Origin of the sequence: Bacillus sp. FJAT-49736 (assembly GCF_018343615.1) — a bacterium.
In the GTDB taxonomy this organism is placed as follows: domain Bacteria; phylum Bacillota; class Bacilli; order Bacillales; family Bacillaceae_C; genus Margalitia.
The window spans coordinates 1,769,923-1,790,489 of sequence record NZ_JAGYPI010000001.1; the positions used below are offsets into that span (position 1 = coordinate 1,769,923).

Here is a 20,567-nt window from a genome sequence, read left to right on the forward strand (position 1 = left end):
CACCTACTTTCTATAACTTTGAATCAGATATTTTAAAGAGAGACTATCAATCTTTAAGCCTTCATCTTGTTTTGTGTTTTGGATGACAAGTTGGTAATAATCTACTTTCTTTGCCTTTACTTTTTTCGCTATGACCATCGGTTGTTCTTTGGTGTTGTAGGAAAACAAAGAGTAATTCCAATCCGCATAATCAAGCCATTCGGTACGTGCGCTATTGATAAACTCTGACTTGGCATCGAATATTTTGTCATTGTAGAATGACTTCGCATAATGCATATTTGAGTAATCTGGTAAGTTGTCCTTATTACGCGGAAAGCGCACCTTATCATTCACATAATAGAAGTTACAGGATGTGTGCATTCCTGGTTCCATCGTTGCAAATAGCTTTTGAATAAGCTTGTTACGTTCTGCTATACCAAAACTGATTTTCGCAGACTTCCAATAAGCATTAATGAAATGTCCGTCATCGTTGTACGGAAACAATTCTGTCGGTTTCTTGAATCTATATAAAATCCCCTCTTTGGAGCTACCAAAATATAATTCTCTGTTTCTCTCAATAAAGAAGGAAGCGTGAATATTGTCATAGATGTACCATTCACCTATCGAATAGTCGTAAATATACACATTCCCATTGAGTGCTAACCAATATTTTTTGTTGTAGTCGATGGAAACCGCATCTTCGAGGTTTGGTTCTTGTAATAACTTAGCATCGATATTCTCCGAAATATGCTCCACATTACGCTCATCACGAACATTCGAAGCAATTAACCGATAAACACCATTTTTTGATAGAGAAACAGGGTTATTTTCAATAAGTTGAATCGAATTAGATGCAATCGTGCCGACTTGATCGTTAATCGGCCGAGAAGGAAAACTCGCTTCGACATCTCCGACCTCAAATTCCACCATTTGTTTACCGTATTCATGCTCGACAACAAGATAATCATATTGTTTAGCGAAACCTTTGACCGCACTCGGGAATATATAGTTACCATTCTCGGGAAAATAGGTTGGGTCAAACAGTCCGCTTCGCCATATTTCATTTGGAAACTCTGGATTTCCACTCACAAATATTCTTGTATCATTACTTCCACCGAATGAGGTATGGAAACGACATTTTTTGATTCTTCCCGGCAGAAATGAGTATGTCTTAAACGCTTTGATTAGCACGTTATTTGTGCCTTTATCTGGCGCTTTCGTAAAAGTGACTTTACCTAATGCTCTGTCGACTGTAAAATCCTTACCTTCTACCTTGTCGTAGGTGACACCGCCATTCCAAGAAGCCTCTACAGGTGTAGCATCTAAACCAGAAAGAGAAAGCTGAAATACGGTATCTGTACCGAGTGTACTGAAACTGTCGATAAATCCACTTCCGAGTAAGTTGAAGTCCTCGTATGGTTCTCCACCACCTGCAGGTTCTCTAGAAATAGAGAGTGTTGGAATATACGGTTCTACTGCCTTTACTTCGATGCCATCAAATACTAGATAGTTTGTGCCATCTAGCAAATAGCAATCTCCATTCATGGTAAAGAAGTCTACAGGTGCATTTTCTAATCCGTCATATATTTGAACAGGTTGTTCATTACCTGATTGCGTGTATAGTTTAGTGCCATGAGCCAATAAAAAAAGCACCGTTCCATCTAGTTTACGGTACTCGTATAATCCATTTATTTGTCCGGGTCCTAAAGAGTTAGGAAATACTCTTTCATACCCGGTCCGTTTATTCAATGCCCCTCTCTCGTCTATGTTCATGTTCAGCATATCAGGGGATTGTGACTTGTCAATTTGTGTCGGTGTGACACTTAAGTTCATGCCTTTGAATGGTTCTAGTCGTAATAGAGGAGGTTCTTGTGGTTGAGCTGGTAGTTTGAACGTTTGTACTTTGCTTGCCATCATTTCCCCTCCTACATCGAATAGTTCTGCGTAATTGTGGTAATACCGAAATCATCTTGCGTGTAGAGCCTAGATAACTTCGTTTGGTATTCATTTAATAGTTGAATACTAAATGTTTGGTTCTCATCAAATATCGCTTTAGATGCCATAAAGAAAGGAATTAACTCTTGTGCTTCGATATCTACTTCAAATTCATAGGTATCTGGAGTTGCTAGTGTAATATCCGAAGGATATCGGTAATAATGGATTTCGAATGAGCCAGTTTCATAGTAATTAAGTACAAATGTGCGCTTACCTTCCCAAAAATAAGCAATCATTTCCTTGTATACACGTGGGTCACTCTCTTGAACGACCTTCTGGAGTTCCATAAAGTCGCTAGGCATTTCGTATTTTACATATGGCCTGTAAATTGGAACATCTTCAGCAGTAGGGAATGTATAGCCATATAACGCTTTATTTCGGATATTATAGACGTAATCACCACTAAACCTTAACCTTACTTGATTGGATGGATTAGAAGCGTTCACAAGCCCTTTATAGGCGGTAAATATTCCTTTTACGGTGTTGTTAATGGTAACAAGAGGTGTCCATGTTCCACCTATATTTTCTTCGATATAGATATCTGCTAGATTATCCACTTCAAAGTAATAGGCTTTCACTCCTGGGTAAACGTCTATAAGATCGCTTCCTGGAGTGTATTGCTTTAGGTCAAATCCTTGCAGCAATCCTTGTAATGGTTTGATGGTATTATGAGCGATATGGTATACCGCATGAATCTTTTTAACTTGCGCTATCTCTTTTTGAGAGATATCTGCGAATCGGTTCATACGGTTTAAATAATCGGCATTTTCTCCGTCTGGAATTTGTACCCCATCAACGGAGTATTCTGCCATGAGAGATAAGGCTTTCTTTTTTGCTTCACCTAGATTCAAGGAGAATCACTCCTTTAGATTTCATTGAATTGTTCCATCGTTACTTCTGCTTGAATAGTGCGGTTATAGGAATCTTGCCACACATCCGCAACTACTTTTGGCACTTCCACAGGCTTTCCTACTGCTAAATAAAAATCTTGACCATTCACAGACACCCATTGATGTTTAACAGGGTTATTGCGGTCAAAAGGAATGGTAATTGTCACTTTTTCCTGCGCTAGAATCGCTTCACGCTCGGATTTCAGTTCTTTTTCTACATCTAATTGATTTTTTGCCATGTATTTTCCCTCCTAAAAATAAAAAGGAGAGCATAATGCCCTCCATAAATTAGCTGATTGCTGATTCGTAGCGAAGAATCGCTTTTTCTTGCAAACGAACCGCAGTAAAAGCAGACTTCCACGCGATTGTTGAGTAAAGGTTCATTGGGTTAGAAGTATCATGAGAATCACCGTTAGAGTTTTTCACAATGATTTCTGGTTTAGATGAACCTTGTACGTCTGGAATACCATAAGCTCCTTCACCGATGACGATTGTTCCATACACATCTGCTCCCGAAGCTCCTGCACCTGCGAATACTGGGGCAGTAGTTGCTTCTAAGAAGTAAATGCCGTACATTTGACCAGCAATACCTTGTTCACGATTTTTCACGTCTACATAGGTATTTTGATCCTTCCATTCTTGAAGCTGCATGATGTTAGCAACGACTTCTGGATGAGTAAATGCTACATACCCTTTACCGCCACTAGGAAGTTTAATTTGCTTCACGTTGTTTTTCACCATGATGGTACGCAATTTGATAAGGTCGGCTGCGGAAATCTTATCACCTGCTGCCACTAAATTACGAGCAGTCTTTCCATTTGCATATTTAACGTTCGTTCCCGCTGCCACAATATCTCGGACAATTTGGTCCATAGAAAGGCCTGCGTGATCTCCAAACATTTGGGATGTTTCCGTAATTACTGGGTCTAAACCAGTTAAATCAAGGAAATCAGATACTTTTGTCCATGCACCATATTGTTTAACAGTTGCAGACAGTTTATTGATGGTTAAGTCAAGTGCATCTGGAGTCGTACCCTCTACGATAGCAGTAGTAGAAAGGTTTGGTAACTCCATACGTCTGAATGAAGTTGTTGCACCTGCTCGTTTCGGAATGTTTTTCTTTGAACCGTAGTTCATGAAAACAACATTATCTATTAATCGTTCGAGCATGGTTCTTTGATAAAATTCCGCTTGTTCTGCGGTTAATTGATTATATCCTGCTCCACCTTGGGAGTATGTTTGTACATTACTTACCATTTATATCACTCCTATAATTGTTTTCGCTCTCCCCTCAACACTTGGTCTACTAAGCTGCTAAAATCTTTAGAAGATAGGCTAGAAATACTTGTGTTGTGGTTCACTTCTCCACCGCCTAATGCACCAGGTGAAGAAAGAGCATTTGATTGTAGTTTTTGTATTGTTTGTTGTTCAGCCTGCTGACTGAATGATTTATAATTCACACGCAAATAAGCATCTAATAGGGATAATCCTTTTTGCTGCTGTAATTGGAATACTTCCGGTTGAATATCCTCTGCTTTCACATTCGGAAATTCGGAGAAAAACTCATTTGCTTCATTTTGGAAGCGTTCCTGTTCCCTTTGTTGTGCTTCCATTTGCTTTGCATATTGGATAGCAGGGTGTTGTTCTAGGAACTTGTTTAAAACGTCAGGATTAATGCCTGCTTGCTCGTATTCTTGTAGTTGTTGCTGGCGCTCCATTTCATCCAATGCAGAAACTAATTCTTCATGGGATTGATAACCAGCTAATCTTGCTGCACGATCTAATTGTTGTTGAGCAGTTTCGGCTTGTGTGCGGTACTGGTCCAATTCCTGTTTTCTGCGCATATCCGCATAATAGGCATTGGTATCAGCATCTTGTACAGGATTCGGGTTAGCGACTTCCGAAGTGTTTGCGCTTTGTTCCTGTTGCACTTGTGTTTGTGGTTCAGCGACCTCCACATTGTTTTCGCTTGATTGTTCAACTTGTTCAAAATTTTCCATGTTCATTCCTCCTTGGATTTTTACGCTATTCCATGCGAAGTGAACAGTTTAACGTCGTGTTCAGGACAATGATGTTAAGGCCTTTTACCGTCATGCTGAGGACAAAATAAAAAAGCACCTATTTAGCTGCTTTCATCGCTTCGATATCCAGTTTCTTATTCTGTAGTGCTAAATCTTCTTGACGTTGTTGTTGCGCCTGAGCTTGTGAATTAGCTTGTTGCTCCATCATCTGTTGTTGCTGTGCCTGTTGCATTTGTGCCTGTTGTTCCATTTGTTGTTGTTGCATCATGGCTTGTTGTTCCTGTCGTTGTTGCAATTCCTTAATCAATCTATCTTTAAACGGAGCGACACTATTCGGTACATATTTCAGATACATGACTGTGTCGATTTCTCCCTTATCATGCAATTTATCTAAACTATTCATCATCAGTGATTCAGAATAGGAGGAAGATGGCCCAATATCTATTTTTAATGTCATATCCGTTTCTGCGTGTTGAGATCCATTGAATACCGCAGAATACGGTTCCTCATTGTCATTTTTCAAGGTTATTAATCTATCGGTGTTGTAATAGACTTTCCAAAATTGCTCCCATATCCGCCCAATATCCTCTGCTGCTTGATAGAATCGACGTTTAATAGATTCGATTGGTACTCCTGCCGCCTTTTGTAACATCATAATGGCGGATGCTGGCATGTTGGCATATGTTTGCTCTCCTAACGCACTCTCATTAGCACCTGCGACTTCTTTTGTATAGGTAATGATATTTTCTACCAACGCAGGAGTTTGTGGTGCAATGTTTCCTGGTTGCATATATTGAGCGTTCCAACTTCCAGGAGGTCCGCTATCTACTAATATTTCTCCAGGAGTGTTACTAGGATTCTGTTTGATAAACTCTTTCTTGAGCAACATTCTAGGCCATCCAGTGTCTTGAGCACTTTTAATCTGCATCGCAATAAGGAAATTGATTGCTTTTTGGTTAGGAATCAATCCTTCTGTATCTCCAACACCGAAAATACTCTTTTTCCTACGTTTCCACTGCATAACAACGAGTGGATAGAGTTTCATGCCATTCATCGGAGTTTTCGGCTTTACAACTACATTGCCAGCAACTTTCATGAAGAACACTTGACCATTTTCTTTCCAATACTTCGTTAAAACGGTTACTTTCTTACTGCCTGTTAGCTCCACCTTTGCCATATCATATGCTTGGTCCTCTGTTTCACTATCAGGAGTAATCATTGCGACTAATTCAGTAGATAATCCGTTATTTTTTGCTTCATTTTGTACATTAGTCACTTCATCTCGGCTTGTGATAATGACATAAGGTTGTTTCTGTACATCACGTTGTTGCGGATTACCAGGAAAGAAGTTTACAGGGTCGATGATTTCCCCTTGCATTTCCCCTACATACGCAAGCTTCTTGCCGCCTTGCGCTGATGTGTCCCAATAATAATGCCAAATACACGTTCCCACATTGGATGCGCTGTCTAACGCTTCCTCGTTTAAATCATCCTGTTTGATTCGCTCCCATGTGCTTTCTGCATAGCGTGTGAACAAATCGGCTGCTTCTGCTTCTGGGTCTTGTTGAACAGGTATTGGTTGCTGAGTAACAGGGTCCATTTGCGGTTGTTCCTGTTGTCCTGCTGATTCCATCGGAGTGAACACCATTTTGATATGTTCATTCATAACGGAAGATACTTTGTGACCTTGTATTTGGTCTATGATGTTGAATACTGGACGTGGCAAGTCTTTTGTACGGTTCGTAGCTTTGGGCCATTGATCGCCTGCTCTGAATCGTTCGTATTCTGCCCAATTCTTGAGATATCCTTGTTGTTTCTTGTATGCTAAACCGTCTTTATACTGCTGATTGACGATTCCTGCTTGTTCCATGATACTGTCTGCCATTTACTCACCTACTTTCAGTTAAAACCTCATAGCAACTTTTACAAACTAGTTCGCGTTCATTTTCAAAAAGTCTTAATTTGTAATTTTTCATTTGGAATCTATGTTTAGTCCTTTGGCATTGCCAACAACTACGAAAACCAAATAAAAAGAATATAATTGCTACAGGTATGAGGATAAATAGAGATATCGGTTTAAGAACATGCTCTTTAATCATCACTCTTCCACCCCATTCAAATACTCATGCAATATACTTCTCTGTACTTCCTCTTGCTTCTGAAATACTTTCTCCTGCCTAGCTTCTACAATCGGTTGTATTGGGTTGGGAATCTCCATTGTCGGTTGTTCCTGCTTACTTGCTTGCACTTGCCAACGTAAGCCTAATTGAACGGATTTAAGCATTAAAAAACCCACTACCAAGGCGGTAATGGGAATAGATATGATTAATGTAATTGTCATTTTACATACCCACTTTCATAAAGTCTTTGTTCTTTATTGCAATCAAGACACTTGAATGTAGGATTTAAAGGGTCACTTGTAATCTTTTTAATAACATTTTTATGTTGACATTCTTCTTTTACCAATTCATAAAACCCCCTTCATTGTCATCCTCTGTCCTAAACGCAAAATGAACAGGTTTCTTCTCGACGATCTCTTCGAATAACTCCATCTCTTGTTGTCCTCTTATATAATGAGCGATTGCTAACCCCATGATATTATCATCATGTTTGCCTTCCTGCGCTTCGGGTTTCCCCTTCTCATTCCGTACAAAGGTTAGCATTTCGTTTAAGGTTTCCATATCGTTAATGAGATGTGATTCTTCTCTCACTATCTTAACGAGATTCGCAATGATTAATGGTCGTGTCACCTTATCGGTACGGAATCCATACTTTTGTTGTATCTTGTGAGTGAAGCTATCCTCTACCTCTCGATAATACATTTTCTTATATCCTAGTTGTTCTAATCGTTTAACTGGATAAGTAGAGAAGTTGGTTTCTAATCCGATTAAGGCATTATTGAAATACTTTCCTAAGCAGTATATCTGCTCTGCATAATGATCTTCGTCAAATTGGTGCATGATGGTTGCAACTTGATTGCCTGTGATATTGTCTAATACATGCCCTGTAAAGTTGTCGCTTCCATCTCCTGCGGTATCTCCACCGATTACATACGGATAACGACTCTTCACATCTTCATGGATAGAGATGAATCCATCTTCTTCCTCTATCCATTGGATTGTATCGTCCAGAATCTTATTAGGGTTATGTTTGTCATACTCAAAGATAAATTTACCTCGTTTAAGAGGTTTCTTATCTCGTAATATAGAAATACGCTCATTCACGATGCGTGCGTTAAATATTGTCTTGCCGACAATCCCCCACTCACCCAACGCATAAACCATATAATAGTATTCGTCATCCTCTTTCATCTTCTCTAATACCTGTTTGTAAGTATCATCAATGAATTTATTATTTAGGTATGTAGAATGAATGACGGTTGAATTGTCTTTTTTCTTATCGAAGAACACTTGTTTTAACCAATGAAGTGAGGAAATTGGGTTGAAGGTAATCATAATTTGCTTATAATTCTTGGTGAATCCACGCAAACGTAAGTCTAATTGTTGAAAATCCTCTTGTTCTAGTTCAGAAGCTTCTTCAATCCACATTCCAGTTACACCGTGAATGGATTTCAACTTCTCTGGATCGTCAATCCCTGCGAAAATAACTTCATTTCCGTTTAAATTGCAGGTAATTCGCATATCACCCTTATTTATTTTAAAGAACTCTGTTAAACCCCATTCGGAAATTGTTTCCCTAATAAGAGCAAATACAGAGTTTCGTAAAGTATTAGCGACTTTTCGTATAATAAGAAATTTATGTCCATCTTCTTCAAGTAACCTAAGAACTAATTTCTGCGCTGCCGCTACCGACTTTCCAGAACCGGCACCGCCATAAAAGATTAAATACCGTGATTTATTGTCTAGCATAGGAATGGCCCATTCATTCATCCAGGTATCAACATGAAATTCTATTTCTTCAACTGTCATTTCCATTCGTCCTTACACGCTTAATGACAAGTTTCGTTTCTGTTGTTTGTTCCACTTTTTCAGTCCACAATGTGTATCGTTTGCCGAGAAGTTCAGCTGCTTTCGTTCTGTCTTTAATACTTGGGTTGTTATCTATCATTTCAAACCAATCTTTACCAGAAATCGGTATTTTTTCTGTTTCTTCTCCACGCAATACCTTTGTAAGGAATTCAAGCACCTCATCTTGTGATGCGATCCTTTCATGGTCTTTTTCTGATATTAATTCCTTTATATATGAGTCAATCTTAGGATTTTTTAGTAATTTGTGACCTTCTACACCTGCAATATTATCATCTTTTGCACTGTAACCAGCCTTTTTATAAGCTTCTGTTGCGTTACCTGTTTCAATGAAATAATCCGCAAATCTCTTTTGTTTTACCGTAAGTTTCATTATTTCATCACCCTACCTCCTAAGAAGCAATTAGTTTTTCCTAAGATTTACACATAATGAATCCGTTTTTTCTTTCTTTCGGTATACTCGAATATCTCAAACTCTTGATGAGCTAATGTATAACCGTGGTCATCGTGGTAACCATCTATTTCATTACCAGTACCAAGTTCCCTTACAATGACACCTCTTGAATCATTTACAACTTCAATAGGCTTTGTCACTCTTTTTCTGTGAAGATGCCCCATATATACTTCTCTTGTGGTTGCTCTTGCCCACATTTCCGGAAACTCTACAGAGAAGTTTGAAGCGATATTTGTTCTATTCTTATCTCCATGTGTTGTGCCGATAAAGTTTAACCCTAGCATGTAGGCTTTTCGTTCTCTAAAACTTGTATCAAAATTTACTTGATGACCAAATTTAGCTTCTAGCATCTTTACAAATCCCCATGACATACTTTCATCATGATTACCTTTGGAATATATGACTGTTACTTTAGGAGACTTTTCTAATGCTTTACTGATTAATGTTGTGTAAAAAGTATCTGCTTCTTCCCATGCTTTTATCATGTTTACTTTATCTATCGGAGTACCGTTAGCTGTCTGCCCTTTGAAATTGTCATTGTGTAATAGATCCTGACCAACAATGAATAATACTTCATGATATGTTTCCTCTAGCAGATGAACAATTTCTCGTAATGTATCTTTATAGTGTTCAAGTCTGCTATTGCCAAAGTGCATATCGAATAATGGAATATGCAGATACGTTTTTTCTTGTTTAAGTATCCCTTTAAATGTTATAGGCCTTGCAGGTTTTGTTTTCTGTATGATTTCTATAAATCTATCAAAGTTAAATTCATTTGTTTTTGGTTTAACGGTTATCTTACTTGAATAAAGGGTCTGTACTCCATCTTGTTTAGAATAAGCATTCCAAATGTTATTCCTGGCAGATACTAATTCCCATTCATCTACATCAAATCCATGTGCTTTTAACAGGTAATTGACATCTTTACTCTGTTCCGATGACATTCTAAGGAGCTTATCACTTTTATGAGTGCCATCATGTAAGATTTCGGTTGTTTCTTTGTAAGGTGGTGTTTCTTGCGGCTCTTTATCCTTAAAATACCTGTATCTATTTCTCACTCCGTCAAAGGTGAAAAGAGTGCAGTATGTACGAGTGAGTTCATCTGCTATTTGCTGATAGGATAATCCTTTTCCTTTTAGTTCTATGAGCTTGTTATGTTCCTCTTCTGTCCATGAATCATGTTTTTGCACCTTTTCACCATCCTTTCACGTTACCTGTAAACTAGACACCAACAAACCAGATGTAAGAAGGGGAACCACTTATTCTTGTAAGTTAGCATCCAGTTTACAAATAACGTTTTATCCTTCACGCCCCCACCCCATGCGCATATCAGTAATTGGAAGGATATATTTTCCCACTTATGACCAATAAAAAACGACTACCACTGTGCGAATGGCAATCGTTTTTTCAGTAAATACATCTAATTTTGTCGATGGACGATTATTTCCGTAACCGCCCTATAGGAAATTATCCTATGCTATCATAATATCATGGAATATCATGTCAAAAGTGCAAAGAAAGTGCAAATAATCAGTCATGATTTGCAATATTACTTAATACATCCAATGCACCTATATATTCAAATCTCTTAACTCTTTCCCCATTGATCTCTTTATATCCTGTGAAATCTTCATATGTCCTTATCCAAAGTTTCCCTGTATCTAAACTCTGATAAACAATACAAGGTTCCATTGTGTTTTCAAACATTCCTGCAGTAAAAATTACATACTCTCCGCCTTTAAAGTGTTTATAAACTCCACCTAATATTACCTGTTCTTTTTCATTTATCTCCATCCTAATATCTCTCCTATCGCTAAGATTATTTCATCTCTCCAATAAAACGCTTGCCTTCTGCTTACATGCAATTCCTCTGCTATCCCATCCCATGTCTTTGTCTGTGGTCTTGTCCAATACTTCAATCGAATCAACTTCTTATAATCATCATTCACTGTGTTATAAACCGTTTCAATAGCATAAGCAACAGATTCTAAGTTTTGTAGTTTTCGATTAGTTAATAACGCGGTTGCGGTTCTTCCAGTAGGGTCAGATATAAAAGAGCTTCTTCCCCCACCTATATTTTCATCTGTATTCTCATTACAAAACATGATGTTATCTCTTAATGTTTTAATCTCTTTCACTGTTTCATGGTACATATATAATTCAGATTCAATGTGCTTGAATGTAGCTTTTTTAAGTTTAATAGGAGTTGCAGTAGTCATGAAATTCCCCCTAATCGTTATACTTTGAGATGGTCTGTAATAGGCTTGCTTCTGTTCGAGTTTGTTTCATAGACTCCAAACCGCCTGTATACAATTCCTTTGCTATATCTCTTTCTAAACGTAATTGTGCTATTTCTTCTTTCCCTTTGGATAAATCATTAATCAATGTAGCTGCATAACCTTCGCTTTTTAGTGTCAATATTTCCTGTCTTAACGCTACTTTATATTTTCGTTCGGCTTCTGCCTTATTTTTAGCGAGGTTAAATATCTCCACGCTTGCCTTTTCTAGTCTCTTTTGGACACGTCGCATTTCTTGGATGATTTCAGATAGTTCGATGTATTTTTTGGGTTGAGTCATCTAATCAACTCCTGCAAATCTTTCCTCACCTTCATGGTATAGCACCGATTCTCTTGTACATTCAGTACATGATGAACATTTCCAAGCACTTTACCGACATTCTTTTCCGTTAATTTCTGATAGGAGAATATTTCTTTCGCACTCTGTAGCAATTCCAATTCATCCTTTACCTTTCTCCGTTCATTCCTGGTATTCCGCAATTCTTTATATTTTCGAATCATTTCTCTTGCATCTGGTTTGGCAAATTCCATGAAGTGTAATAAGTCCTGTTGTTCATTGTCTAAATTTCTAAGATGATTCTCTAACTCTTCTATTCTCTTAGGAATGTTTATATAGACTTCTTTAATGGATTCTAAGGCTTGTACGATATCACTCATGATTTCACCCCTTGAAAGTATCTAATATTTCTTTCAATGAATAATAATTTGGATTCAGTACGTGTAATAATCCGTCTGGAATCGCGATAAAAATTATTACTAACATAACAATCCATACAAATGCAGCGACATACCATATCAATCCATCTTCCACAAAATCACTATCTTTTATTTTTGCATAAGTGTTAATTGGTTCATCTGTAGAGTAGTATTTATCATCTTTTTTCTCATATTTGCTTTTAGTAAAAACATTGTAGACAAATCTAATTGATATAACTAATCCAACTAACATAATCGCTCCACATATAAGCTCAACTATCCCCATTACGATTGCTTGTTTGTATAAAGTTGAATATATATGTTCGGCAGCAACTCCCAATTTTTTAGAAAGTGCATCAATGTATTTACTGATTGTTTTTTCGCTCATTATTCATAACCTCCAAAAATTTATCTAATGTCATACAGACTAACCAAGGTTGGCGATCTACTTTTAATGCAAGTGCATCTGGTTTTTCACGTTCATCTAAAATCCAATCATATAACGTCTTAAATCCCGTTCCTCGCGCCTTTACTTCCCATTTCATCCCTAAACCATCAACATCATTTGAAAAGCCTTCTTGCGCCCCAGAGAGGGGAATCCTAAGTCCTCCTATCAACTTAGCAAATTCCCTTTCTCTCCTTTGTCCTTTGTCTCTTTGCGACTTACCCATTAATATCCGTTCTCCTGTCTTTCATGGTTGATTTTGTTTTTCTCGAAATAGGCTTGTTCGATTTGTTCCCATGTAAATCCGAGCATTTCACCAAGATTGATATAGGCTCCTAATAATTCCGGGAGATAGTTATCCTCGAGCATTAATGATGTATATCTAAACACCAAATGAAATTGTTCATCTATGCTTTTACTTTCTTCATAAATTTTTTGAAGTTTACTTTTCTTTATCGATTCAGGAATAATATCATCAGTTTTCCAGAATTCGTTTTCTACCTCTAATCCTAATTCCAAAACAAAATGCAATCCGTCCACGTATTCCTCTAATAATGGATTAGTCGTTAAACCTTCTCTGGAACCATAAAAAGTGTTTACTGGTTTGCTTATATTCGGTTCTTGATTCTTACTCCAAAACTTAAACCCTCTCCACTCATTTGCACATTCCCCTAATTCCACCAGGAGAGCAAGAATAAGTTTATTAAACCTGTCCTCACCTTGATAATTAATCCGGTCACGTAATATTTTTTGAGTTTCAAATAGTTTTGATAGGTTCATTTTGTTCTCCTTTTTTCAATAGAATCGCAAATCGCAATCAAAGAAATAGCTATCCAAATTCCTACGAATGTTACAAGTGAATGCTTCCCATAACTTAGAAGCAATATTATGAAGTTAATGACGTTAACCAAAACAAATATCCATAATAATTTTTTAGCCAATATCTTCACCTCTTCTTAAAATGGAAGTCCATCGTCCGTAATGTCTATTGGTTGTCCACCTTGAAACGGATCTTCACTTTGTCTTTGCTGATTGTTTGATTGATTACTAGATTGTTTAGGCTCTAAAAACTGTACCGACTCCGCAACAACTTCTGTAACCCACACACGCTTTCCGTCCTGTCCTTCATAATTGCGTGTTTGTAGCCTTCCATCTACTCCGGCAAGTGAACCTTTCTTCAAGAAGTTTGCCACGTTCTCGGCAGGTTTTCTCCAGACAACTACGTTTATGAAGTCTGCTTCACGTTCTCCTTGTTGATTGGTGAAAGTACGGTTTACTGCAATTGTGAATGATGCAGTTGGTACTCCACTTGGTGTATATCTTAAATCTGGATCTTTCGTTAATCGACCTACAATAACAACGCGATTCATCATTCTTCATCCATCTCCATTTCTCTCTTGTTTGAAGCGTAATATTCTTGTGCAAGTTCTTTCATCCTGTCTAAAGTCTTACAAAAGCCCGCTAACATATCCTCTTCATAAAAGCATTCACCATGGTCTACGTGCCCATCAATTTCACAAGCTAAATCTCTTATTTTTCTTCTTAATTCAAGATTCTTTTTCATTTCATCTGTCATATACGAACATCCTTTCTCTTGTTAAATATCCAATTTGACATATATTTTATATTGGTGTATTATTTGCTATTTTTGATAGAAGCTAAATATTTTCCTTGCATTTCTTCCTTCGCTTCCTCTTTGATTACTTTCTTCTGCCAGGCAAGCCATTGTTCATTAGTCCAGTTTTTCATTTATCCTATCCCCATTCTCATCAAGATTTTTTTCAATCCAATCTTCAAACCATTTTCTTATCTCTTTCTTGGTGTGGGCTTCTTGATGACAAGAGATACAAATACTTACTCCATTCCGTTTGGTTCCTTCTCCTAACTGCGACCTATATATAACGTGGTGCGGAACCTTTTCTAAATAATGAGAGCCACATCTTACACATTGATAATGATCACGCTCGAATATTTCTTTGATGGTCTTTGCTGAAAACTTCCCTCTGTCTACTCTTTTCGACACTCTCCGCTTATGCTGTGGTTTCGGCACTGGATGAAATTCTATCATAGTGCTTCCTCTAGTTTTCTCCGCTTACCAGGTCCACCTTTTGGAAGAACAAATTTTTCAAGTTCTTCATTAGTCAGATTTTGCTTTTTCCACTTCCAAAAAGAACCGTTGCTAATTTTGTATTGTTCCTTTATTTCCGTGTCCGACCATCCTTGATTTTTTAGGGCTTTATACGTTTCGACGGTTAAAGATGTATGGATTCTTTTTGATGTTTTTATTTCTTCCAAAAGGGCTGGATCTACCTTTCTTTTTCTTTTACCGCATCCCCATTCTCGATAACACAAGTTTTTAAATGATGCTTCTGTTACTCCTAGAGCTTTCGCAATGATGCCAAAAGGGATTTCCTTTTCGACTTTTAGAAAGATAACCTCTGATTTTTTCATGTCCTGTCCTTTGGCTAAAATGTCTAGTGTTTTTTGGGTATATTCCAACATCTTTCCAAGCTCTCTAATTTCATTGCAGACTTGGCACCTTTTTACTCTGCATCTTCCGCTATCATGAGTATCTTGCAAATAGCCAATTCTTTTGACGATGTATTTTCTATCCATTGCCATTCCCTCCTATAGTGCGACTTTTACTAATTGTCGTAGTGGATTTAATAAGGCGGTTGCTTGTTCGAATGACAGTTTGTATTGATCACGTTCGCTCTCTAATTCTTTTATTCTCTGTTTAGCATCTTCAAGCTCGTAATCCGATATTTTCAATTTATCTAATGTATCTAAATACTGTTTATGTTCCTCTTTCGCTCTTTCTTGAGCAAGAATCGTATCTTTTTCAAGAGATTCTCTATTTATTTTGTGAGATTTCGCCATCTGTTCTCTAGCTTCTTTCTCAAGTTCCCATTTTTCCGTTAATTCCTTGATTTCCAATTCATAGCGATTTCTATTCGCAATCAGTTTATCTTTTAATTGTTGGATGGTTTTCTCATACTCCGCTTTTACATCATCCTGTGACACTGTATTTTCTGTTTCCTGCGGTTTTTCTTCCGTCTGAATGGTTTTAGTCGCATTCCCTCTTGGAAGGTTTAAATCCTTTAATTCGTCCGTTATGAATGTTTTGTTTTTCCACATCCATAATTTGCTTGGTGTCATATTATAGACATTTGCAATTTCGATATCTTTCAGCTTTTCCACTTTCTTTAATTCCACATATTTTTCTTTCGTTAATCCGTTCATCTTATCCCCTCCGATTTTGCTATTATGTTTTGCTAATTCTTCGGGTGACATTTTCCATTCATGGACTGTGTTATCTATGTGAGATGTGTTACTGGCGAATCGAATATCTTCTGCTCCGTATCGTTTTTGAGAGATTTTCATTTCGTTCCCTCCAAATCCATCAATCTATTTAGATAATCCTCTGCTTTCTCCAGATCCTCATATCCGTTTTTCTCCTTGTACCGAGAAACATATTTGATGATGTTTCCGATGTAAAAACCTTCAATGACAGTAAATTTATTTTCCGGAAAGTATCGCTCTAAAAATTCGATTACATCAATATTTCCTTTGTGGTAGTGCTCCGGTCTTGTGACTGGAGCATCTTGCTTTTCAAATGTGCCTTCATTTGTAATATTTAAGCCTTTAACATTCGGCACTTCTATAGGTGTATCATCAAAGTTAATATTTTGACCGCTGTAAACCGTCATCAGTAGTACATCTCCTTTTCAAAAGTATCGGGGATTCCGTTCTTTTTCTTCCATTCCTGTATATATTGGCGGTTCCGTTCTAATTTTTCGTTATACTGCCGCTGTTCTTCTTCCGTTCTTTGGATGTGTCCAGGAGTAATGAGATATACTCCTGGGATTGTTGGGGCGGTCATGATTGTTCACCAATTAGATCAGCATTTTGATATATGTTCCCTATCACTTCGATTTCATCATCTACAAATTCATACATTCCATCTGCAATACCATTTGAAATACCTCTTGCGTTAGAATTAGCTTTTAATGAACGCACTCCCCAAAATCGGTCAATGTCATATTCAACAACCCCGACATATTCATCTTCTTCTCTAAGTGGATATCTGCTTGTTCGGAAAATATCGCCTTCATAGATTTCTTTTCCGTTCTTATCATTTAATCCTGTGTATTGCATTACTTCCGACCAATCCCCGCCTTGCGTATCGAAAAGCTCATGCAATGACCACTTCGCATCAACCAAATCTCCCCAACACCACATATGTTTTAATGCTTTATCGAAAATACGAAATTTTATTTCTCTCACCATTACCACCCTTTCAATCTCCTAAAATGGAATATTGGCAATTCTTTTATCCTTCGTTTTCTCAAAAATTACGTACTTAGGATTTTTCAGTAGTCTGGACACTAGCTTTTTATCGTACATTTGGAATAGTGTTTTGCTGCTTAAATTCGTCGTGACAATCGTTGTTTTATCCTGCCTTGTCGTAGTTATTGCGTACAGAATACGTTGCACAAAATCAGTTGCAGTCTTATTTGTATCAATAGCGCCTGTCTCAGCTCCAATATCATCTAATACAAGAAAATCCACATCGGTAAGCAAATCTACAAAATATTGTTCGGTATATTTGCTTTCTTTGTTGCTAAAGGAATCTTTGATTAACCGCATCATTCCTTCTACGCTCACGAATAAGCAACTTTTATCGAGTTTGGCATCATTTATACCTCTCAAGATGGAATAGGCTAAATGGCTCTTTCCTGTGCCTTGTACGCCTTGCAAGAAAACGTTAAATACTTGTCCATCTTTTAACCGTTCCACTATCTCCAAGCATGTGTTTTTATTGGTTACTTCTTCTTGTATGGTTGTTTCGTAATTATCGAATGTCGCTTCCAAAATCGTATTATCCGAGATAATGCTCTTATGCAGCAACGTGTTATATTTTTTGTTTATTAGAATGCTGTCAAATTGTGCTTGCATTTTGTCCTTCAACACTTGCTGTTCTTTTTCTAATTCACACCGAGGGCAAACGACTTGACCATCAATCACCATCTTTTTAATGGTGTGTATGTCGCATCGGTCAGAATGGAAGGTTATACTGCTCTGCAATCTCTTGGGCATCTCTATCTTTTGCATTTTCCGCTCCTTCCTCATATCCATCTATAAAAGAATCGTTGTTCAAGAAGGTTGTTGGATGCTTGATGAATTTTGTATCTGTATTTTGGACTTGCTTGGTATATTTTTGTGTACCGTCCAATATAATTTCTAAAGAATGATTCTTTACAGCTGTTTTAAATGATTTATATGCTTTCTTCTTATCTACTTTCCGAGGGTAGATAGACCAAAATTGCTCAAACTCGTTTGAGTATATATATTCTTTTGTATTATTAGATGTAGTATTAAAAGATGTATTATTATCTTTAACCTTTTCTTCCATAGGGGTATTAACCTTTTCTTCCATAGGGTAGTGAACAATTCGTAAATACCTATGGAAGATTTCTTTAGTACCCTCTTTGTATTGAATTTCTGATTTTATATAACCGCCTTCGATTAGATCACTAATCCAAGTTGAAACTGACTTTTTGCTAACGCCATATAGTTCAGCAAAATATTGATTACTTGCCCAACAATATCCCTTTTCATTACACAAAGCTGTTATCTCTCCATATAAAAGCTTTGAATTGGGTGTTAAATCCTTGTCGTAGCGAACATTTGCAGGAATAATGGCATAGTAGTTTTTCTGCATTTTCACACCCCGAACTACAGTTCCTATAGTCAAAATTAAAAACTTGTACTATAATTGACTACAGGAACATATTATTTATTAAATGATTAAATCAATGTCTAGTGTTGCAGCACTAGGCTTTTTTCTTTTATTAGGTCCCAATCTTCTCTATGGTTGTTATGATGACTTTTTGAGAATGGATCCAAAGGCATATTTAACATTTGTGAATGGTCTTTAATATCATTTGAATCGTAAATGAAAAAATGGCAATCTCCATTCGGTTCCAATCCTACGAACACAATGACATCACATGTTTTCCTAAATAGCTTCCTCGTCCTACCATTCTTTAATCTGATTCTTATATCTGATTCAATGTTGTCGTTTGCAGATTTTTCAGATAGTGCAAAAGGGAAATAACCATGTTTCCCGAGAACAGCAGACTTCACCTCGATCCTTAAATTTCCTTCTAAAAGCAAATCAAATGGATGTAGCTTGTCCTCTTCATTCATATTTTTTACCGAATAACCTCTACTTCTTAATTCTTTTTCAACCATCTCCTCTCCAATTTCTCCAGTTGTTTTCCTAGTATGTATCCCATACCTTTTTCTAAGGTGTACTATTGCCGTTCTGTCAGTTCCGAAGAAATTAGCAATCTCTGAATCTGTTTTTCTTAAATCTACATACAACCTTCTCAATGATGCTTCAGTTAGTCCAGTTCTCACTAGATCCCTCCTTATTCACTTGAACAAGATCATCAATTCCGCAATTAAACTTACGACATAATGTGTAAACAGTTGGGAGATGCAACATTCTAGTTGTGCCCTTCTTCATCGCAGTTAAGGAACTTCTACTAATCTTTGTTTGTTCGCTTAACTCATTGATAGATTTAATGCGATTCTTCCACATCAAATCTTCCAATTTGAAGATAAAAAAATCTTTTGGATAATCAGGCATATTTTTCCCTCCTTCTAAATATATTGTAACACTAGCTTTACAATTTTACAACGCTAGAATCACAATTTGAAAAATTTTTATTGCAAAAATTGTAACGCTCTGATAACATATTTGTAGTTATAACGTGCATATTTGTTAAGGTAGGTGAATATACTCTATGGACAAGGTTAAATCTAACTTACATATACTTATGGGCAAAAAGAAGATTCGTAGTATTAACCAGCTTGCGAAGGAAACCGGAATTAGTCGCCCAACTCTTACTCGTATTTATAATGATGAAAGTGATCGTATCGAGTTTGAAACAATTTATAAGCTTTGCCAGTTCTTTGATTGCAATGTCGGTGATTTATTCACCATCCCAGAAAAAGAAAACTAAATCGTAACATCGTATTTTCGTATTACGTTAATCTAAAAAATAAGGAGTGTAACACATGGCACACATTCGTAAAGATAGTTCAAAACCTTCTACTACTGTTTCATTTGATGTAAACCTTTTAGAATTAATTGACGATTACCGCTTTGAGAATAGGAAGGATAATCGGTCTGCTGCAATTGCTGAATTGATCCAGTTTGGATTTAAGTATCTTGAGAAATCCGGAGAAGAGAGGTTGCTTTCGTGACAGTGAGAGCGACCTCTCTTCTTTTTTTTTAATAGTAGGAACCTTTCCATATTTTATCTGCTTCAACATTTCTGTTTTGTATTTCATCGTCAAGTTTGCAATTATCACAATCCCAATAACGAAACTCTTCGTAATAGCCCCTATATTCAACCAATTTCATTTTTACTCCGCATGAACATATTGGTCTACTTTCAAATTTCATTTTCTTTTTATCTTTCATCCTACTTCCCTCTCAATCTCAAATACTCTTCCTTCATCTGCTGCGCATAATCTTCGGAATGTGCATTAACTTCTTTCTTTTCTTGTCGGTGTTTCTCTGCATTCGATAATTTTCAAAGTTTCTTTGGCAAAATCAGCAAGTGTTATGTCCTCTGCATTGGATAGCTTTTTAATTTTTTCAATCATTTCTGCTTGCTCAATTAGCCATTCAACCATTTGTATATCTGTTAAAATCATTGTGGGTTTATCTACAATCGCTTTGTTATATGCTTTTTTAACCTCTTGTTTTGCTAAATCTAACAAATTC

At 36.9% G+C, this 20,567-nt stretch carries 33 protein-coding genes; 2 read left to right on the forward strand and 31 right to left on the reverse strand.

All coding sequences use genetic code 11. The features are described 5' to 3' along the window. Positions 1 to 3 precede the first annotated feature (3 nt). The 29 genes from KHA87_RS09260 to KHA87_RS09400 form a co-directional block, all read right to left on the reverse strand. On the reverse strand, positions 4 to 1,893 hold the full coding sequence (locus tag KHA87_RS09260; protein ID WP_213093777.1) for a hypothetical protein: 1,890 nt from the start codon (positions 1,891 to 1,893) through the stop codon (positions 4 to 6). 11 nt (positions 1,894 to 1,904) lie between these two features. After that, complete coding sequence (locus KHA87_RS09265) at positions 1,905 to 2,825, reverse strand: hypothetical protein (protein ID WP_213093778.1); 921 nt, start codon at positions 2,823 to 2,825, stop codon at positions 1,905 to 1,907. A gap of 14 nt (positions 2,826 to 2,839) precedes the next feature. After that, on the reverse strand, positions 2,840 to 3,103 hold the full coding sequence (locus KHA87_RS09270) for a hypothetical protein (protein WP_213093779.1): 264 nt from the start codon (positions 3,101 to 3,103) through the stop codon (positions 2,840 to 2,842). Positions 3,104 to 3,152: 49 nt separating this feature from the next. After that, a complete protein-coding gene (locus KHA87_RS09275) occupies positions 3,153 to 4,121 on the reverse strand; it encodes a N4-gp56 family major capsid protein (RefSeq protein ID WP_213093780.1) in 969 nt (322 codons plus the stop codon). 11 nt (positions 4,122 to 4,132) lie between these two features. Then, positions 4,133 to 4,864 carry a hypothetical protein gene (locus KHA87_RS09280; RefSeq protein WP_213093781.1) on the reverse strand — a complete coding sequence of 244 codons (732 nt, stop codon included), beginning with the start codon at positions 4,862 to 4,864 and terminating at the stop codon, positions 4,133 to 4,135. A gap of 118 nt (positions 4,865 to 4,982) precedes the next feature. Continuing rightward, complete coding sequence (locus KHA87_RS09285; protein WP_213093782.1) at positions 4,983 to 6,770, reverse strand: portal protein; 1,788 nt, start codon at positions 6,768 to 6,770, stop codon at positions 4,983 to 4,985. Positions 6,771 to 6,983: 213 nt separating this feature from the next. Then, the gene (locus KHA87_RS09290) at positions 6,984 to 7,226 is read right to left on the reverse strand and encodes a hypothetical protein (protein ID WP_213093783.1); all 243 of its coding nucleotides are present in this window, start codon (positions 7,224 to 7,226) and stop codon (positions 6,984 to 6,986) included. Positions 7,227 to 7,344: 118 nt separating this feature from the next. Further along, on the reverse strand, positions 7,345 to 8,814 hold the full coding sequence (locus KHA87_RS09295; RefSeq protein WP_213093784.1) for a PBSX family phage terminase large subunit: 1,470 nt from the start codon (positions 8,812 to 8,814) through the stop codon (positions 7,345 to 7,347). Beyond that, positions 8,804 to 9,244, reverse strand: a complete 441-nt coding sequence (locus KHA87_RS09300; RefSeq protein WP_213093785.1) for a terminase small subunit — start codon at positions 9,242 to 9,244, stop codon at positions 8,804 to 8,806. The genes KHA87_RS09295 and KHA87_RS09300 overlap by 11 nt, the downstream gene beginning before the upstream one ends. Positions 9,245 to 9,291: 47 nt before the next feature. Continuing rightward, positions 9,292 to 10,515, reverse strand: coding sequence for a hypothetical protein (locus tag KHA87_RS09305; protein ID WP_213093786.1), 1,224 nt, complete (start codon positions 10,513 to 10,515; stop codon positions 9,292 to 9,294). Positions 10,516 to 10,855: 340 nt separating this feature from the next. Then, positions 10,856 to 11,119, reverse strand: a complete 264-nt coding sequence (locus KHA87_RS09310) for a DUF1653 domain-containing protein (RefSeq protein WP_213093787.1) — start codon at positions 11,117 to 11,119, stop codon at positions 10,856 to 10,858. Beyond that, entirely contained in the window at positions 11,110 to 11,544 is a 435-nt protein-coding gene (locus tag KHA87_RS09315) for a transcriptional regulator (RefSeq protein ID WP_213093788.1), read from the reverse strand. Before KHA87_RS09315 ends, KHA87_RS09310 begins: the two co-directional genes overlap by 10 nt. Positions 11,545 to 11,554: 10 nt before the next feature. Further along, complete coding sequence (locus tag KHA87_RS09320) at positions 11,555 to 11,902, reverse strand: hypothetical protein (RefSeq protein ID WP_213093789.1); 348 nt, start codon at positions 11,900 to 11,902, stop codon at positions 11,555 to 11,557. Next, positions 11,899 to 12,279, reverse strand: coding sequence for a hypothetical protein (locus tag KHA87_RS09325; RefSeq protein ID WP_213093790.1), 381 nt, complete (start codon positions 12,277 to 12,279; stop codon positions 11,899 to 11,901). Before KHA87_RS09325 ends, KHA87_RS09320 begins: the two co-directional genes overlap by 4 nt. Before the next feature lie 4 nt (positions 12,280 to 12,283). Next, on the reverse strand, positions 12,284 to 12,706 hold the full coding sequence (locus tag KHA87_RS09330; protein WP_213093791.1) for a hypothetical protein: 423 nt from the start codon (positions 12,704 to 12,706) through the stop codon (positions 12,284 to 12,286). Continuing rightward, positions 12,684 to 12,989, reverse strand: coding sequence for a hypothetical protein (locus tag KHA87_RS09335; RefSeq protein WP_213093792.1), 306 nt, complete (start codon positions 12,987 to 12,989; stop codon positions 12,684 to 12,686). Before KHA87_RS09335 ends, KHA87_RS09330 begins: the two co-directional genes overlap by 23 nt. Next, positions 12,989 to 13,543, reverse strand: a complete 555-nt coding sequence (locus KHA87_RS09340) for a dUTP diphosphatase (protein ID WP_213093793.1) — start codon at positions 13,541 to 13,543, stop codon at positions 12,989 to 12,991. Before KHA87_RS09340 ends, KHA87_RS09335 begins: the two co-directional genes overlap by 1 nt. Before the next feature lie 176 nt (positions 13,544 to 13,719). Further along, a complete protein-coding gene (gene ssb / locus KHA87_RS09345; protein WP_213093794.1) occupies positions 13,720 to 14,136 on the reverse strand; it encodes a single-stranded DNA-binding protein in 417 nt (138 codons plus the stop codon). Further along, positions 14,133 to 14,339, reverse strand: coding sequence for a hypothetical protein (locus KHA87_RS09350; protein ID WP_213093795.1), 207 nt, complete (start codon positions 14,337 to 14,339; stop codon positions 14,133 to 14,135). The genes ssb and KHA87_RS09350 overlap by 4 nt, the downstream gene beginning before the upstream one ends. 156 nt (positions 14,340 to 14,495) lie before the next feature. Beyond that, positions 14,496 to 14,831 (reverse strand): HNH endonuclease, encoded by a 336-nt coding sequence (locus KHA87_RS09355; protein WP_213093796.1) that lies wholly within the window; start codon positions 14,829 to 14,831, stop codon positions 14,496 to 14,498. After that, entirely contained in the window at positions 14,828 to 15,379 is a 552-nt protein-coding gene (locus tag KHA87_RS09360) for a hypothetical protein (RefSeq protein ID WP_213093797.1), read from the reverse strand. Before KHA87_RS09360 ends, KHA87_RS09355 begins: the two co-directional genes overlap by 4 nt. A 12-nt stretch (positions 15,380 to 15,391) precedes the next feature. Further along, complete coding sequence (locus tag KHA87_RS09365) at positions 15,392 to 16,147, reverse strand: M14 family metallopeptidase (RefSeq protein ID WP_213093798.1); 756 nt, start codon at positions 16,145 to 16,147, stop codon at positions 15,392 to 15,394. Next, complete coding sequence (locus KHA87_RS09370) at positions 16,144 to 16,473, reverse strand: DUF3310 domain-containing protein (protein WP_213093799.1); 330 nt, start codon at positions 16,471 to 16,473, stop codon at positions 16,144 to 16,146. The genes KHA87_RS09365 and KHA87_RS09370 overlap by 4 nt, the downstream gene beginning before the upstream one ends. Further along, a complete protein-coding gene (locus KHA87_RS09375; protein ID WP_213093800.1) occupies positions 16,473 to 16,646 on the reverse strand; it encodes a hypothetical protein in 174 nt (57 codons plus the stop codon). Before KHA87_RS09375 ends, KHA87_RS09370 begins: the two co-directional genes overlap by 1 nt. Next, positions 16,643 to 17,053: a YopX family protein gene (locus KHA87_RS09380; protein ID WP_249310346.1), complete on the reverse strand. Its 411-nt coding sequence runs from the start codon at positions 17,051 to 17,053 to the stop codon at positions 16,643 to 16,645. Before KHA87_RS09380 ends, KHA87_RS09375 begins: the two co-directional genes overlap by 4 nt. Positions 17,054 to 17,071: 18 nt before the next feature. Beyond that, positions 17,072 to 17,878: a DnaA ATPase domain-containing protein gene (locus KHA87_RS09385; RefSeq protein ID WP_213093802.1), complete on the reverse strand. Its 807-nt coding sequence runs from the start codon at positions 17,876 to 17,878 to the stop codon at positions 17,072 to 17,074. Further along, entirely contained in the window at positions 17,823 to 18,488 is a 666-nt protein-coding gene (locus KHA87_RS09390) for a helix-turn-helix domain-containing protein (protein ID WP_249310244.1), read from the reverse strand. The genes KHA87_RS09385 and KHA87_RS09390 overlap by 56 nt, the downstream gene beginning before the upstream one ends. Positions 18,489 to 18,586: 98 nt before the next feature. After that, positions 18,587 to 19,189: a PDDEXK-like family protein gene (locus KHA87_RS09395; RefSeq protein WP_213093804.1), complete on the reverse strand. Its 603-nt coding sequence runs from the start codon at positions 19,187 to 19,189 to the stop codon at positions 18,587 to 18,589. Beyond that, a complete protein-coding gene (locus tag KHA87_RS09400) occupies positions 19,170 to 19,421 on the reverse strand; it encodes a helix-turn-helix domain-containing protein (protein ID WP_213093805.1) in 252 nt (83 codons plus the stop codon). Before KHA87_RS09400 ends, KHA87_RS09395 begins: the two co-directional genes overlap by 20 nt. A 157-nt stretch (positions 19,422 to 19,578) precedes the next feature. Here KHA87_RS09400 and KHA87_RS09405 point away from each other — a divergent pair, with 157 nt between their 5' ends. Then, positions 19,579 to 19,797: a helix-turn-helix domain-containing protein gene (locus KHA87_RS09405; RefSeq protein WP_213093806.1), complete on the forward strand. Its 219-nt coding sequence runs from the start codon at positions 19,579 to 19,581 to the stop codon at positions 19,795 to 19,797. A gap of 55 nt (positions 19,798 to 19,852) precedes the next feature. Then, positions 19,853 to 20,041, forward strand: coding sequence for a hypothetical protein (locus tag KHA87_RS09410; protein WP_213093807.1), 189 nt, complete (start codon positions 19,853 to 19,855; stop codon positions 20,039 to 20,041). A gap of 28 nt (positions 20,042 to 20,069) precedes the next feature. Here the strand turns inward: KHA87_RS09410 and KHA87_RS09415 are convergent, their stop codons facing one another. Next, on the reverse strand, positions 20,070 to 20,261 hold the full coding sequence (locus KHA87_RS09415) for a hypothetical protein (protein ID WP_213093808.1): 192 nt from the start codon (positions 20,259 to 20,261) through the stop codon (positions 20,070 to 20,072). 65 nt (positions 20,262 to 20,326) lie between these two features. Then, a complete protein-coding gene (locus KHA87_RS09420) occupies positions 20,327 to 20,563 on the reverse strand; it encodes a hypothetical protein (protein ID WP_213093809.1) in 237 nt (78 codons plus the stop codon). Positions 20,564 to 20,567 lie beyond the last annotated feature (4 nt).

Coding starts and splice junctions, on each gene's coding strand:
- KHA87_RS09260 (WP_213093777.1), bottom strand. CDS start 1,893: ATGGCAAGCAAAGTACAAACGTTCAAACTACCAGCTCAACCACAAGAA.
- KHA87_RS09270 (WP_213093779.1), bottom strand. CDS start 3,103: ATGGCAAAAAATCAATTAGATGTAGAAAAAGAACTGAAATCCGAGCGT.
- KHA87_RS09275 (WP_213093780.1), bottom strand. CDS start 4,121: ATGGTAAGTAATGTACAAACATACTCCCAAGGTGGAGCAGGATATAAT.
- KHA87_RS09280 (WP_213093781.1), bottom strand. CDS start 4,864: ATGGAAAATTTTGAACAAGTTGAACAATCAAGCGAAAACAATGTGGAG.
- KHA87_RS09285 (WP_213093782.1), bottom strand. CDS start 6,770: ATGGCAGACAGTATCATGGAACAAGCAGGAATCGTCAATCAGCAGTAT.
- KHA87_RS09290 (WP_213093783.1), bottom strand. CDS start 7,226: ATGACAATTACATTAATCATATCTATTCCCATTACCGCCTTGGTAGTG.
- KHA87_RS09295 (WP_213093784.1), bottom strand. CDS start 8,814: ATGACAGTTGAAGAAATAGAATTTCATGTTGATACCTGGATGAATGAA.
- KHA87_RS09300 (WP_213093785.1), bottom strand. CDS start 9,244: ATGAAACTTACGGTAAAACAAAAGAGATTTGCGGATTATTTCATTGAA.
- KHA87_RS09310 (WP_213093787.1), bottom strand. CDS start 11,119: ATGGAGATAAATGAAAAAGAACAGGTAATATTAGGTGGAGTTTATAAA.
- KHA87_RS09315 (WP_213093788.1), bottom strand. CDS start 11,544: ATGACTACTGCAACTCCTATTAAACTTAAAAAAGCTACATTCAAGCAC.
- KHA87_RS09320 (WP_213093789.1), bottom strand. CDS start 11,902: ATGACTCAACCCAAAAAATACATCGAACTATCTGAAATCATCCAAGAA.
- KHA87_RS09325 (WP_213093790.1), bottom strand. CDS start 12,279: ATGAGTGATATCGTACAAGCCTTAGAATCCATTAAAGAAGTCTATATA.
- KHA87_RS09330 (WP_213093791.1), bottom strand. CDS start 12,706: ATGAGCGAAAAAACAATCAGTAAATACATTGATGCACTTTCTAAAAAA.
- KHA87_RS09335 (WP_213093792.1), bottom strand. CDS start 12,989: ATGGGTAAGTCGCAAAGAGACAAAGGACAAAGGAGAGAAAGGGAATTT.
- KHA87_RS09340 (WP_213093793.1), bottom strand. CDS start 13,543: ATGAACCTATCAAAACTATTTGAAACTCAAAAAATATTACGTGACCGG.
- ssb (WP_213093794.1), bottom strand. CDS start 14,136: ATGATGAATCGCGTTGTTATTGTAGGTCGATTAACGAAAGATCCAGAT.
- KHA87_RS09350 (WP_213093795.1), bottom strand. CDS start 14,339: ATGACAGATGAAATGAAAAAGAATCTTGAATTAAGAAGAAAAATAAGA.
- KHA87_RS09355 (WP_213093796.1), bottom strand. CDS start 14,831: ATGATAGAATTTCATCCAGTGCCGAAACCACAGCATAAGCGGAGAGTG.
- KHA87_RS09360 (WP_213093797.1), bottom strand. CDS start 15,379: ATGGATAGAAAATACATCGTCAAAAGAATTGGCTATTTGCAAGATACT.
- KHA87_RS09365 (WP_213093798.1), bottom strand. CDS start 16,147: ATGAAAATCTCTCAAAAACGATACGGAGCAGAAGATATTCGATTCGCC.
- KHA87_RS09370 (WP_213093799.1), bottom strand. CDS start 16,473: ATGACGGTTTACAGCGGTCAAAATATTAACTTTGATGATACACCTATA.
- KHA87_RS09375 (WP_213093800.1), bottom strand. CDS start 16,646: ATGACCGCCCCAACAATCCCAGGAGTATATCTCATTACTCCTGGACAC.
- KHA87_RS09380 (WP_249310346.1), bottom strand. CDS start 17,053: ATGGTGAGAGAAATAAAATTTCGTATTTTCGATAAAGCATTAAAACAT.
- KHA87_RS09385 (WP_213093802.1), bottom strand. CDS start 17,878: ATGCAAAAGATAGAGATGCCCAAGAGATTGCAGAGCAGTATAACCTTC.
- KHA87_RS09390 (WP_249310244.1), bottom strand. CDS start 18,488: ATGCAGAAAAACTACTATGCCATTATTCCTGCAAATGTTCGCTACGAC.
- KHA87_RS09400 (WP_213093805.1), bottom strand. CDS start 19,421: ATGCCTGATTATCCAAAAGATTTTTTTATCTTCAAATTGGAAGATTTG.
- KHA87_RS09405 (WP_213093806.1), top strand. CDS start 19,579: ATGGACAAGGTTAAATCTAACTTACATATACTTATGGGCAAAAAGAAG.
- KHA87_RS09410 (WP_213093807.1), top strand. CDS start 19,853: ATGGCACACATTCGTAAAGATAGTTCAAAACCTTCTACTACTGTTTCA.
- KHA87_RS09415 (WP_213093808.1), bottom strand. CDS start 20,261: ATGAAAGATAAAAAGAAAATGAAATTTGAAAGTAGACCAATATGTTCA.